The organism is uncultured Tenacibaculum sp. (genome assembly GCF_947498805.1).
GTDB lineage: Bacteria > Bacteroidota > Bacteroidia > Flavobacteriales > Flavobacteriaceae > Polaribacter.
Window position 1 is genome coordinate 118,190 of sequence record NZ_CANMLT010000001.1, and the last position, 13,119, is coordinate 131,308.

A 13,119-nucleotide genomic window follows, 5' to 3' on the forward strand; every position below is an offset into this window, starting at 1 on the left:
TTTAATATTTGGCAGGACCAATATTTTGAGAACTGTTTTTTATAAATGTTCTTAAATCATCATTGGCCTTTTCCAAATCTTCTTTTCTTAAATACATCATATGTCCGCTTCTATAGCCTTTAAACGAAAGTCGATCTTTAAGTTTTCCACTCGGATCAATTTTACCCATAGTATATTTAGCTGCGGAATAGGTTGTAGCTCCGTCGTAATATCCAGATTGTACTAAAACTTTTAGATAAGGATTTTGAGCCATTGCTTTTCTTAGATTTTCTCTTGAATTATTTTTACTGAAATCCCAAGGATGAACGGCACCAAACATATTGTATTTTACATCTGTTTTAAAGTTCAATACATTCTGAATATAGTAGTTGATTGCTGGAGTAAATGAATGCAACCAAGAAACTAATTCTGGACTATAATCTGGAGAAGTACCTGTTTCTCTTCTGTCAATACCCAAATATCTACTATCTAATCTACCAATTGTTTTACCAGAAGTGTTTCTCAATAATTCTTTCCAGAAATATCTATTCGGAACTTCTAAATTATGCTTTAAAATAACCTCTTTTTTAATACCTGAATAATAGGCCATTTTTTCTGCAACAATATTTTTTTCAGTTTCACCAATATAACCACCTTTAGCTAATGCAGGAAGTAATTTATGAATAGAAAACTGCTCTGCTTCCGGTAAAATTTCTAACAAATCTTTTTGTTGTAATGCTTGTGGAAGCATTTTATGATACCAAGCAGCTGCTGTAAAATAAGGGAAGTTAATTGCATAATCTTCCGAACTTTGAGTTCTTAATAATTGATAATCTGCCGGAGATACCATAATTACACCATTCAAATACATCCATTGATTACTCTGTAATTCATGAGCTAATTGCATTACTCTAGTTCCACCATAGCTTTCTCCAATAATATACTTCGGAGAATTCCAACGGTTATTACGAGTTACAAAAACGTTTAACCAATCAGCCAGGTATTTAGCATCTGCATTAATTCCGAAGAAATATTTTTTATCTACTTTTTCCTTAGGTTTAACAATAGGTCTTGAATATGCTGTGTTAACCGGATTTACAAAAACAATGTCGGCTTCGTCTAAAATAGAATATGGATTGTCTTTAATACCATAAGGTTGTATTGGATTTCCTTCATCATCTATTTTCAGAATTTTTGGTCCTGTATAAGCAATATGCATCCAAACTGAAGCGGAACCAGGTCCGCCATTAAAAGACATAATTAAAGGCCTCTTTTCTCTATTGGAAATATCAGTTCTATAATAATACGTGTAAAACAAAGTTGCTTTTACAACACCATTGGCATCGTAAACAGGTTGGGTTCCTGTTTGTGCCTTATATGGTATTCTTTTCCCTTTGATAACAACAGTGTTCGATGTTGTTACAGTAGTATCTAACGGAACTCTTTTATCTTGTGCAATTGTAATTACTGAACATAAAACAGCAATTAAAAAGAAAGTATTTTTCATTGTAGTTGTTTGATTGGAAGCTTAAAAGTATCAAAACTTCTCAAAAACACCTAATCCAAATAAAGCAAAGTCATATTTAACAGGATCTTTAGGGTCAAATTCTCTTAAAACATCATCCAATTCTTGAATGGCCTTCCAATCGTTTTGCTTTCGTTTAAGAATCTCCAGTTTTCGTGCAATGTTTCCCGTATGTACATCTAAAGGACAATGTAAATGAGCAGGAGAGTGGTCTTTCCAAATTCCAAAATCAACTCCACTTTTATTATGTCTAACCATCCATCGTAAGAACATATTAATTCGTTTTGAAGCAGAACCTTTTATGGGATCCGAAACGTGTTTTAAAGTTCTTGTTGGATGAGGTATTTCAAAAAAGACTTTTTTAAAGTTATGAATAGCTATTTTGTAATTGTCTTCTGTTTTTGGGTGTAAAACTCCCTCTAAACCTTTATGGTTTTTATAAATATTTTGAAGTGATTTCACAAAAAATCTAAAATCATCAGCATTAAATGTACGATGCACAAATCCATCAAAATTGGCGAGATCTTCTTCACTATGATTTAGAACAAAATCATAAGGAGCATTTCCCATTAAATCCATCATTTTTTTAGCATTGTTGATAATCATTTTCCGATTCCCCCAAGCAATGGTAGCTGCTAAAAAACCGGCAATTTCAATATCTTCTTTTAGAGAAAATTCATGCGGAATTTGAATAGGATCAGACCCAATAAAATCAGGACTATTATACTGTACAACTTTTTCGTTTAAAAACTCTTTAAGTTCTGTGTTATTCATACTAAATTAAATCTGCCGCAAAGCTACCTAAAATAAAGAATGCATTATAACATGCATGAAGCAACATACTCCAACCTAAACCAAATTTTACTCTGATAAACCCTAAATAACATCCTAAAACAATTTGTGGTAAAACTAAAATTGGTGCCAATAGTAATACATTGGTAGTCATAGTGAAATTAGTAATATGTACTAAACCAAAGATCACAGCAAAAAAGTAAAAAGCTATTTTGAAAGATTTTTCATCACGAAATAAAGTTATAGGAGCCCTAAAAATCAATTCTTCTAATAAAGGAGCGAGCACTACAGCAAATAGAAAGATAACTGTTTTAGACATGGTTCTCATCATTTCTTCCATGGCATGATCGTTCAAATCTACCAAGCCAGAAGCTTCAATGAGAATAAAAATAGGAGATAAAATAGCTCCAGTAATAATACTGATAATAAGTATGTTTAAGAACTTTCTTAAACGATATGAAGTTTCTTGATTGTTGTCTTTTTCTAGAACAGGATTCTTTAAATACGCTATTAGTTCGCTAAACGTTTCTTTCATGTTGATTAATTAGATTTTCTAATAAGTAGTAAGAATCCTAAGAATGTTACACTATTCTACAATAATACCATCTTTCATAGTAAAGGTTCTATCGGCCATAGCAGCTAAATCTTTGTTGTGTGTAACCAATACAAAGGTTTGTCCATATTCATCGCGTAGCTTAAAAAATAATTCATGTAAGTTTTTTGCAGAAGTAGAATCTAAGTTCCCAGAAGGTTCGTCGGCAAAAATAACAGATGGATTGTTAATCAAAGCTCTAGCGACTGCAACACGCTGTTGTTCTCCTCCAGAAAGCTCATTTGGTTTATGGTTTTCGCGATGTGATAAACCTAAGAAAGTTAACAATTCTTTCGCTTTTTTTTCAGTTTCGTTCTTTCCTTTTCCACCAATATATGCTGGAATGCATACATTTTCTAAAGCTGTAAACTCAGGTAATAATTGATGGAATTGAAAAATAAAACCAATATGTTTATTTCTAAAAGCAGAAACCTCTTTGTCTTTTAAGTTTTTGATTGAAATTCCATTTACAAACAATTCGTGTTCCTTTTGTTTTAGGGCTTTGTCTAAGGTTCCTAAAATTTGAAGTAAGGTAGTTTTACCAGCACCAGAAGGTCCTACTATAGCTACAATTTCTCCTTTTTTAATATGAAGATTAACTCCCTTTAAAATTTCAACTTCACCGTAATGTTTGTGTATATTTTTAGCAACAATCATAAATACTTAATTCCAAGAAACGAATGTAAAAAAAAGAAACCAGATAAGCCTTGAAAGTCTATCTGATTTCTTTTTTCAAATTCCTTAAAATATGTTTTTAACGTCGTTGTAATCTATAAAGTAAACCAGTCTAACCGAGAATGTATGTTGATTAGGTTCATCAAAAAGACTGTCTAAATTATTAAAGAAGTTTTGTGATGTGTTACTGTTAGAACTGAAAATTGAGTTTCTATAAAACGCAATTAACTGACTTCCAGGAGCAAATTGCCAGATGTAATTTAGGTCTAAATTCCAGCTATTAAAGTTCATATCATGATCACCTGTATAAGAGGTAGCCTCTAAAGCTCCAGTACTTTGATTCAATTCATAAAAACCTTTATATGGTACCTTACTCCAATTGTGCCTAAAAGATAGAGAAAGAGCAGATTTTGTGCTAAAACTATACTTTCCGGTAAGCGTATTATTATAGGTAGTCCAGTTTCTTTGACCAAAGTATATTCCGTTATCATCTTCTTCAACATATCCATATTCGTTTTCAGATTTTCTAAAGTTAAATCCGTATACCAACGAGAATTGATTATTGAATCGATATCTTGGTCTAACACCAAAACCATAGTTTCTTTGATCTACACCTGAAACAACTTCTTTAAAGAAGGTATGCCAAAAATCATAATCAATGGCAAATTTCTTTCGATAGTCAGAAGAAGCCCAGTGGTTTACATTTATTCTCATAGGCCTTTGAAATTGAATACCACTTACAGAACCTTGTCTAGGTTCAAAAAAGTCTTTTCGTTGAGAACTAAAATTAAAATTACCACCAAAACTGAAGCGATTCCTGGTATTTGCCCAAAAAGATAACCCTGAATTTGCCCCAGTAAAAGTTCCAGAGTGATGTAGAAAATTAAAGTTATAATACCAATTAACACCATAATTATTAAAGATTCCTTTTGGTTTTAGCAATCGGTATCCTGTAAACCCATAAATTCTCTGAGTATTATTTCTAAATAGAATACCCATATCATTCGGGTTAAAATCTTTATTATCGAATTGATACCCAATTTCCCATCTCCAAGGTCCTGCATGTTTACCAAAACTAGTATCGAAAGAATATCCTGTAGCGTTTTCAGAAGGATCATCTGAAATACTGGTCATTCTAAAGCTACCGTCAATGTTGTAGGTACTCTTTTTATTTTCTACATGCCAAAGTAATCCAGTAGCATTAGCATCTCTAAAATCTCCAAATCGAGTTACATTGGTGTTGATTAAACTAACAGATGAATTTTGATTAAACTGTTGATCTAATACAAGAATATTATAGTTTGAAAATGGATTGGTAGTTTCTGTTCTTGTTTCTCCTGTGTCATTATTTTTTATGGTAGCCTCAGTTTTTCCCGTAACAGCATTGAAAAAACCAATACCTAGTCCTTTTTTTGTACGACCTGAGATTTTTACTGCATTTAGCATTTGTACTTTATCATCAGAATTGACTAGAGTTTCTGTATCTTCATCTACGTTAGGAGAATTAATTGGAGCAGCACCTATTCGTCTTGAGTAAAACAATCTACCTTTATTAAAAAGTTCTGTACCTTCTGTAAAAAATTGCCTTTGTTCAGAAAACTGCTGTTCAAAAGGACCTAAGTTTAAAACTACATTGTCAAAACCTACTTGACTAAAGTCAGGTATTAATGTTGCATCTAAAGTAAAGTTTTCTGTAATCCCATATTTTACATCCATTCCAACACTCCAATCAAAGTCAGTTTCTCCATCAAAGGATATGGTTGTTGCCGATGCATATGGATAAAAGGTGAGTCGAGTAGGAGGTTTGATATCTTTAAAGTTTTCAATCAAACCATCATATTGTGTCCAACCCCCTCTAGTATTATCGATATGATTCCAAGTATAACGTGCGTTGATATTTCTTGCTTCTCTATGAAAATTCATTCCCCAACTTTGTATAGGTTGATTGGCAAAACGTAAGGCTCTGTATGGAATTTTCATTTCAACAGTCCAACCATCTTCAGTAATTTTATGAGCACTCTCCCAAACAGCATTCCAGTTCCAATCTTCTCTACCACCATTAGAAACTTTAAAGTCGAACTGCACTCCAGATGCTGTTACAGCGAAAGCAAACGGGTTTTGTCCATCGTCGTTAGGGTTAATTAAAACCATAAAAAAATCAGCATTACCTACATTATCTCTGTTCACAAATTCATTTGGAATTTTTGATGGTTCTGGATCAGCCATATTTGCAGAAATGTATATGGCGTTATCATCATAAACAATTTTCACCTCTGATTTATGTGTGTCAACTTCGGCTTTTCCATTATCAGGACGCATCATTACGAAGTTATTAGCAACAGGAGCATTGGACCAAGAGTCTTCGGTTAAAACCCCATCTATATTGGGTGCTTGTGTAACTCTTGTTGCATTTAGTTTTTTTCTGTTTTGATTGACCTCCTGAGAAAAAATACTAGCTGAAGCAAGGATAAGAGCAAGCAATAGTGTAGTAGAGAACTTAAACATAGTTGATTAAAGTAAGTTTTTGTTTAGCTAAATTATCATCGATTTGGGTTAATAAATCATAATTTGATGTTAATTACTGTAAAGACCTGTTAATTTTTGGGCCGTTACATTTTAAATGTTAAAGAATTGTGAAAAGCAATTTTAATTTAAGAATCTAGTGCACAAATTTACTGTAAATTAAAGTTCAAATTAGCGGAATATATCATTTGAATTTGTATTTTTGTTCGACTTTTAAAATTCATAACTGAAATGAACTTACACGAATATCAAGGTAAAGAAATATTAAACAGTTTTGGCGTTCGTATTCAACGCGGAATTGTGGCAAATACACCTGAAGAAGCTGTAGACGCAGCAAAGAAATTAACTGAAGAAACAGGTACAGGTTGGCATGTAATTAAAGCACAAGTACACGCAGGTGGTCGTGGAAAAGGAGGTGGAGTTAAGTTAGCTAAAAACTTAGATGAGGTAAAAAGTATTTCTAATGATATTTTAGGAATGATGTTAGTTACTCCTCAAACTTCTGCTGAAGGAAAGTTAGTAAACCAAATCTTAATTGCTGAAGACGTTTACTATCCTGGAGATAGCGAGCCTAATGAATTTTATATGTCGGTTTTATTAAACCGTGCTACTGGGAGAAACATGATTATGTATTCTACTGAAGGAGGTATGGATATCGAAGCAGTTGCTGAAGAGACTCCTCACTTAATTTTTACAGAAGAAATTGATCCTGCTACAGGATTATTACCATTCCAAGCTCGTAAAGTTGCTTTTAACTTAGGATTAAGTGGAGCTGCTTTTAAAGAAATGGTAAAATTCGTAACTGCATTATATACTGCATATGTGAAGTCTGATTCTGCGTTATTCGAAATTAACCCAGTATTAAAAACTTCTGATGATAAAATCATGGCAGTTGATGCTAAAGTAACTTTAGATGATAATGCTTTATTCCGTCACAAAGATTATGCAGCAATGCGTGATGAGCGTGAGGAGAACCCAATTGAGGTTGAAGCAAGAGCAGCTGGATTAAACTATGTTGATTTAGATGGTAACGTTGGATGTATGGTAAACGGAGCTGGATTAGCAATGGGTACTATGGATTTAATTAAGCAAGCTGGAGGAGATCCTGCAAACTTCTTAGATGTAGGTGGTACTGCTGATGCACAACGTGTTGAAACTGCTTTTGGAATTATCTTAAAAGACCCTAACGTAAAAGCAATCTTAGTAAACATCTTCGGAGGAATCGTTCGTTGTGATCGTGTTGCTCAAGGAGTTGTAGACGCATACAAAAACATGGGAGACAAAATCAATGTGCCTATTATTTGTCGTTTACAAGGAACAAATGCTAAAGAAGCAAAAGAATTAATTGATAACAGTGGAATGGAAATTATCTCTGCTACAGAGTTCCAAGAAGCTGCTGATAAAGTACAAGAAGTTTTAGAATCATAAAACTTTTTAATTAATTCTTAGTAATATATTTAAAACCTCGCTCTTAAAGCGAGGTTTTTGTTTTTTGATTTATATATTGTTAACTTAAATAAATAGAGAAAATGAAAAAGATTTTAATACTACTCTTATTACCTTTACAATTAGTGGCTCAAGAAGCTCCAAATTCAGTACAGTTTTGGAATACTCTAAAAGAACATTGTGGAAAAGCTTATGAAGGCCAAATTATTGCAGGAGGAAAAGAAGGAGATGGTTTTGTTGGAGAAAAATTAATAATGCATATTCGTTCTTGTGAGGCAAATATTGTTAGAGTTCCATTTTTTGTTGGAGAAAACAAATCTCGTACTTGGGTTTTTACGATGGATGAAAATAAGTTGATTAGTTTGAAACACGATCATAGACATAAAGATGGCTCTGAAGATAAAATAACACAATACGGAGGTTCAAATCCTAATACAGGTTTATCGCATATTCAATTTTTTCCTGCAGATCAAGAGACGGCAAATTTAATACCATACGCATCCAATAATGTTTGGTGGGTAACTATTGATAAAACAAGCTTTACTTATAATTTACGAAGAATAGGAACAGATAGATTTTTCTCTGTAAAATTTGACCTAACAAAAGAAGTTAAAACTCCAAGTGCTCCTTGGGGTAGTGAAGATTAAAAATGTAATTTTATAAGTAGTTGGATATGAAATTGTCCTTATAAGCTCTACCAATTGGTATTTGTTTACCATTTGTTAAATACACTAAGTTCCCTGCAACTTTCTCAATAAACTCAATGTTGATAATAAATGATTTATGTATTTGAACAAAATTGGGAGGTAAATTAAGCAACCAGTTTTTCAATGATAAAGAGGTAAGTGTTTTTTTATCTTGTGAGTATGCTTCAGTATAGTCAGAAGAAGCTTCAATGTATGAAAGTTCTTTATAATGAAGTTTAATCAATTCATGACCTGACTTAATAAAAATGTAGGTTTTGTCTGTTTTTTTAGAGTCTAAACCAACTTCATTTTTTTGAATAATGCTATTATTTACCTTATTTACGGATTTTAGAAAACGTTCAAAAGAAAAGGGTTTTAATAAATAGTCTACAATATCTAATTCATATCCTTTTATGGCATAATCACTAAATGCAGTTGTTAGAATGATATGAGGCTTTTCATCTAAAATTGCAATAAAATCAATACCAGATACTTTGGGTAAATGAATATCTAAAAATAGCAAATCAATTGGGGTTGTCTTTAAAAATTGAAGCGCTTGAAGTACATCTGAAAACGTACCCTTTAATTCTAAAAAATTGACATCGCTAATGTACTTCTGTAAAATACGCTGAGCAGGAGCCTGATCTTCAATTATTATACAAGAAATCATTCGTTAGATAAGTTAAGAGTTAGATTTACAATATAATAATTATTATCTGTTGATATGTTAAGCTTGTGTGCTTTAGGATACAATAATTGTAAACGCTTTTTGACATTTTCTAAACCAATACCTCTCGATAAGTTTCGCGTGTTGGTATTTTCTAAGAAGGTGTTTTTGCAAACAAAAATTAACTGATTGTTTCTAATACTTAAATCAATGTCAATGTCAATTAATTCCGATTGACTAGCAGTACTATGTTTAAAGGCATTTTCTATAAATACCATTAAAATTAATGGGGCAATTTTGTAACTCCCTCTACAGTTTTTTGTATTAAAGCTAACTTTTCCTCGTCCTTCTACTTGAAGTTCATTTAAAGCTGTAAAGTTCTTTAAGTGTTCAATCTCTTTTTCTAAAGGAACAAAATCTTCTTTACAGTCGTATAACATATATCGTAGTACAGAAGATAATTCTAAAATAATAGAGGGTGTTTGAGGAGAGTTGTCTAAAGCATAGGAATATAGGTTATTTAGATTATTGAATAAAAAATGAGGGTTTATTTGAGACTTTAAGAAACGTAACTCGCTTTCATTTACTGCCGTTTGCATGGTTTCTAATTCTTGCTGTTTTTTTACCATGTCCCAAGCAATTTTAAAAGCAACCATCATAAAGACAATAGGAAATATACTTAATAAGGTATAATAAATATTGGAAACATGTTCCGCTCTCTCACCACCAACAAGTAAAGGCTCAAGTACGTATTCTTCAGCATAGTATAGTCCTAAGAGAATAATTAATATAAGAACCCAGAATGTAATGAGTTTCTTTTGATAAAAATACCTAGGTATTAAAACATAACTAATAAATAAAGAGACAGAAAGGTAAAAACTAAAGAAAAAAACAGAATATAAATGAAAGCTTTTATTGTGTTTGTCAAAAGAGTAAATCAAAAACAAAACAACAGCAAATAAGGCTTGATATATAAATTCTTTAGCTTTAAAATTGACTTTCATGTTTTTATGTTTTGTGAATGAAATAAACTGGCATCAAAAATATACTGTAAATGTTAAAAATCTTAATAGAATTCTGTATTCGACACTTTTTAGAAGGTAAACGACATTTCTACGTTTACCCTAAAAATATGGTAGTTTAAAGAAAATATTATTACAAGCTTGTTATAAAATTGATTTTTGCTGTATTAAAAATATACAAATGAAATTAAACCTACTTGTTGTATTCCTATTTATAGGACAATTATGTATAGCGCAAAATACATTAACAGTTAGAGGGAAAATTGTTGATGGAAAATCTAAGCAACCTCTAGAGTTTGTATCGGTAATCATAAATAGTAATAAAACAAATCAACCAATAACTGGAGTAACTACTGGAATTGATGGAACTTTTGAGTTAAAGACTAAAGAAGAAGATATAAATGTAGAAATAAGCTTTATCGGTTTTAAAACTATCAAGATAGATACTATTAAAAAAGAGAATGGTGTTGCTAATTTAAATACCATTGAATTAGAAGAAGATGCACAGCAACTAGATGAAGTTGTCGTAAGAGCAGAAAAATCCTCTACTGAATTCAAATTAGACAAAAGAGTTTTTAATGTAGGAAAAGACTTAAGTTCTACTGGAGCGAGTGCTATGGAAGTTTTAAATAATGTGCCTTCTGTTAATGTAAGTATTGAAGGAGCAATTACTTTAAGAGGTGGGCAAGGAGCACAAATATTAATTAATGGAAAACCTTCGGTTATTGCCAGTCAAGAAGGGAATGCATTGGGAACAATTGTAGCTGATCAAATAGAAAAAATAGAAGTAATCACAAACCCTTCTGCGAAGTATGAAGCTGAGGGAACCGCAGGGATTATTAATATTGTTTTAAAGAAAAATGATAAAAAAGGATGGAATGGTTCTATCAGTTTGAATACGGGTATTCCTAATAATCATAGTGTTGGAGTAAGCCTTAATAAACGAACAGAGAAGTTTAATATTTTTAGTCAGATTGGAGTAGGGAAGCGTACTTTTCCGAATGAATCAAAGAGTTATAATTTAAATAGAACGAATAATAACGAGATTTTATCTAAAGGAGAGGGAGACAAAAACGAACAGTTTTACAACATTACCTTAGGAACAGATTACTATATAAATCAGTACAATGTAATAACACTTTCTGGAAACTTTGCTTATGAAATAGAAGATGAAGATTCTAAAACTCAATTTGATCAAATTGATGGTAGTAATGGAACCTTGAATAGTTCATATAATCGATTTGAACTTACTGAAGCTACCAATCCAAAATTTCAGTATGAGTTACAGTATAAAAAAGACTTTAAAGATAACAAGGAGCAGAGTTTGTTGTTTAGCGCTTTAGGAAGTTTTTTTGGTAAAGATCAATCATCAACATTTAATAACGAAGCAATTGTTGGTATTGCAGATCCAAATCAACAAACACGAACTGATTTTAAAGAAGCTCAATATACTTTTAAATTAGATTATACGCACCCTTTAACAGATGCATATACCATTGAGACTGGAGCACAATATGTATTGAATGATGTAACTAATGATTATGCTGTAGATAATTTTCAAGGAGGTACTTGGGTGAATGATGCTAGTTTGACAAATATTTTTGATTATAAACAAAACGTATTTGGAGTATATGCAACGGCAGCCTATGAAGGAGAAGAATGGGGAGTTAAACTTGGAGGTCGTTTAGAAAACACAGATTTAAATACTGTTTTACAAAACACCAGTCAGAAGAATACTCAAAACTATACAAACTTTTTCCCAAGTGTACATACTTCATATAAAGTAAGTAATAATTTTTCTATTCAAGCAGGATATTCTAAGCGTATTTATAGACCAAGATTATGGGATTTAAATCCATTTTTCAACATTAGAAACCAGTTCAATATATTTACTGGAAATCCGAATTTACAGCCTGAATTTACAGATTCATATGAGTTAACTTCTATTCATAAATTAGGAAAACTTAACCTAAACTTAGGAGTCTACTATCGTAATACTACTGATGTAATTGAAGATGTATCTAGTTTTGATACCAATACAGGAGTTACTACCAGAATGCCTCAAAATTTTGGAACGAGTAAAATAACTGGATTCGAAGCAAACTATAAAGTGAATTTGACAAAGTGGGCTTCTTGGAATGGAGATTTCAACTACAATTTATTCAATAGAAAAGGGCAGTTTGATGCCAATAATAATTTTGATTTTGAAGGAAGTCGTTGGGATACAAAGTCAACTATCAAATTTAAATTACCTGAGAGTTTTGATTTAGAAGTGTCTGGTAATTATCGATCGAAATACAAAACAGCACAGGGGACCGTTTCAAAAAATGCCTTTGCCAATTTAGGATTGAGAAAGAAAATTGTTAAAGGAAAGGTAATTCTAAACTTAGGTGTTCGTGATTTATTTGCTTCAAGAATTTTTGAATCTACTCAAGAAGGGACTAATTTCTTTAGTAGTAGCAGTCGTCAAAGAGGTCGTTTTGTAACATTCGGAATTAGTTATGGCTTTGGAAAAGGAGAAGCTATGGAGTATTCAGCAAGAAAAAGATTTTAAAACATAAACAATAATAAACCCATATAAATTTAAATAAAATGAGAAAAGTAATATTAGCGTTAGTTGTATTGGTAACATTAGGAGTAAATGCACAAGAAAAATGGACAGTAGATGCTTCACATTCATCAATTAATTTTGCAGTATCTCACTTAGTAATTTCAGAAACCACAGGATCTTTTGATGGTTTTGACATTTCTGCAACTTCTAAAGAAAACTTTGAAAGTCCGGTTTTTTCTGTTACCATAAAAACAGCAAGTATCAATACTAAAAATGAAGGAAGAGACAAGCATTTAAGAGCAGATGATTTTTTTGATGCAGCAACATATCCTAGTATTCAATTCGTTCAAAAAGACTTTAAAAAGTTAGATGGAAAAAAGATGGAAATTTCTGGAGATTTAACTATTAAAGGAATTACTAAACCAGTAGTTTTAAAAGGAAAAATTAATGGGGTAGTTGCTACTAAATACGGAATGAAAGCAGGAGTGAAGTTAGAAACTACTATTAAACGTACAGACTTTAACGTAGGTGGTGAAGGAGGTTCTATTGGTGAAGAAGTGGAACTTGTAATCAACTTAGAATTAAATAAAAAGAAAGCTTAATAGCCCCCTATTTAGTTTTTATAAATTGGAAACCTCACTTAACGGTGAGGTTTTTTTAA

11 protein-coding genes are annotated in these 13,119 nt (G+C 31.8%); 4 read left to right on the top strand and 7 right to left on the bottom strand.

Annotated elements, in window-relative coordinates; translation table 11 throughout:
• Nucleotide 1: 1 nt before the first annotated feature.
• The 5 genes from Q0873_RS00585 to Q0873_RS00605 form a co-directional block, all read right to left on the bottom strand.
• A complete protein-coding gene (locus Q0873_RS00585) occupies nt 2-1,486 on the bottom strand; it encodes a carboxypeptidase (RefSeq protein WP_299103773.1) in 1,485 nt (494 codons plus the stop codon).
• A gap of 30 nt (nt 1,487-1,516) precedes the next feature.
• Entirely contained in the window at nt 1,517-2,278 is a 762-nt protein-coding gene (locus Q0873_RS00590) for a TIGR02757 family protein (RefSeq protein WP_299103774.1), read from the bottom strand.
• Between the two features lies 1 nt (nt 2,279).
• Nucleotides 2,280-2,831, bottom strand: coding sequence for a CPBP family intramembrane glutamic endopeptidase (locus tag Q0873_RS00595; protein ID WP_299103775.1), 552 nt, complete (start codon nt 2,829-2,831; stop codon nt 2,280-2,282).
• A 51-nt stretch (nt 2,832-2,882) separates the two neighbouring features.
• On the bottom strand, nt 2,883-3,545 hold the full coding sequence (locus Q0873_RS00600) for an ABC transporter ATP-binding protein (RefSeq protein ID WP_299103776.1): 663 nt from the start codon (nt 3,543-3,545) through the stop codon (nt 2,883-2,885).
• A gap of 84 nt (nt 3,546-3,629) precedes the next feature.
• On the bottom strand, nt 3,630-6,068 hold the full coding sequence (locus Q0873_RS00605) for a DUF5916 domain-containing protein (protein ID WP_299103777.1): 2,439 nt from the start codon (nt 6,066-6,068) through the stop codon (nt 3,630-3,632).
• A 249-nt stretch (nt 6,069-6,317) separates the two neighbouring features.
• Between Q0873_RS00605 and sucC the strand changes: the two genes are divergently transcribed.
• Both sucC and Q0873_RS00615 read left to right on the top strand, forming a co-directional pair.
• Entirely contained in the window at nt 6,318-7,514 is a 1,197-nt protein-coding gene (sucC, locus tag Q0873_RS00610) for an ADP-forming succinate--CoA ligase subunit beta (protein WP_299103778.1), read from the top strand.
• A gap of 101 nt (nt 7,515-7,615) precedes the next feature.
• Nucleotides 7,616-8,179, top strand: coding sequence for a hypothetical protein (locus Q0873_RS00615; protein WP_299103779.1), 564 nt, complete (start codon nt 7,616-7,618; stop codon nt 8,177-8,179).
• 10 nt (nt 8,180-8,189) lie between these two features.
• Here the strand turns inward: Q0873_RS00615 and Q0873_RS00620 are convergent, their stop codons facing one another.
• Complete coding sequence (locus Q0873_RS00620) at nt 8,190-8,888, bottom strand: LytTR family DNA-binding domain-containing protein (protein WP_299103780.1); 699 nt, start codon at nt 8,886-8,888, stop codon at nt 8,190-8,192.
• Entirely contained in the window at nt 8,885-9,889 is a 1,005-nt protein-coding gene (locus Q0873_RS00625; protein WP_299103781.1) for a histidine kinase, read from the bottom strand. The genes Q0873_RS00620 and Q0873_RS00625 overlap by 4 nt, the downstream gene beginning before the upstream one ends.
• A gap of 199 nt (nt 9,890-10,088) precedes the next feature.
• On the opposite strand from Q0873_RS00625, the gene Q0873_RS00630 reads away from it, so the two are divergent.
• On the top strand, nt 10,089-12,461 hold the full coding sequence (locus tag Q0873_RS00630; protein ID WP_299103782.1) for a TonB-dependent receptor: 2,373 nt from the start codon (nt 10,089-10,091) through the stop codon (nt 12,459-12,461).
• Between the two features lie 38 nt (nt 12,462-12,499).
• On the top strand, nt 12,500-13,060 hold the full coding sequence (locus Q0873_RS00635) for a YceI family protein (protein ID WP_299103784.1): 561 nt from the start codon (nt 12,500-12,502) through the stop codon (nt 13,058-13,060).
• The last annotated feature ends 59 nt before the right edge of the window (nt 13,061-13,119 follow it).

What these genes read in the sequence shown, in the direction of transcription:
- Q0873_RS00585 (WP_299103773.1), bottom strand. Translation starts at nt 1,486, where the DNA reads ATGAAAAATACTTTCTTTTTAATTGCTGTTTTATGTTCAGTAATTACA.
- Q0873_RS00590 (WP_299103774.1), bottom strand. Translation starts at nt 2,278, where the DNA reads ATGAATAACACAGAACTTAAAGAGTTTTTAAACGAAAAAGTTGTACAG.
- Q0873_RS00595 (WP_299103775.1), bottom strand. Translation starts at nt 2,831, where the DNA reads ATGAAAGAAACGTTTAGCGAACTAATAGCGTATTTAAAGAATCCTGTT.
- Q0873_RS00600 (WP_299103776.1), bottom strand. Translation starts at nt 3,545, where the DNA reads ATGATTGTTGCTAAAAATATACACAAACATTACGGTGAAGTTGAAATT.
- Q0873_RS00605 (WP_299103777.1), bottom strand. Translation starts at nt 6,068, where the DNA reads ATGTTTAAGTTCTCTACTACACTATTGCTTGCTCTTATCCTTGCTTCA.
- sucC (WP_299103778.1), top strand. Translation starts at nt 6,318, where the DNA reads ATGAACTTACACGAATATCAAGGTAAAGAAATATTAAACAGTTTTGGC.
- Q0873_RS00615 (WP_299103779.1), top strand. Translation starts at nt 7,616, where the DNA reads ATGAAAAAGATTTTAATACTACTCTTATTACCTTTACAATTAGTGGCT.
- Q0873_RS00620 (WP_299103780.1), bottom strand. Translation starts at nt 8,888, where the DNA reads ATGATTTCTTGTATAATAATTGAAGATCAGGCTCCTGCTCAGCGTATT.
- Q0873_RS00625 (WP_299103781.1), bottom strand. Translation starts at nt 9,889, where the DNA reads ATGAAAGTCAATTTTAAAGCTAAAGAATTTATATATCAAGCCTTATTT.
- Q0873_RS00630 (WP_299103782.1), top strand. Translation starts at nt 10,089, where the DNA reads ATGAAATTAAACCTACTTGTTGTATTCCTATTTATAGGACAATTATGT.
- Q0873_RS00635 (WP_299103784.1), top strand. Translation starts at nt 12,500, where the DNA reads ATGAGAAAAGTAATATTAGCGTTAGTTGTATTGGTAACATTAGGAGTA.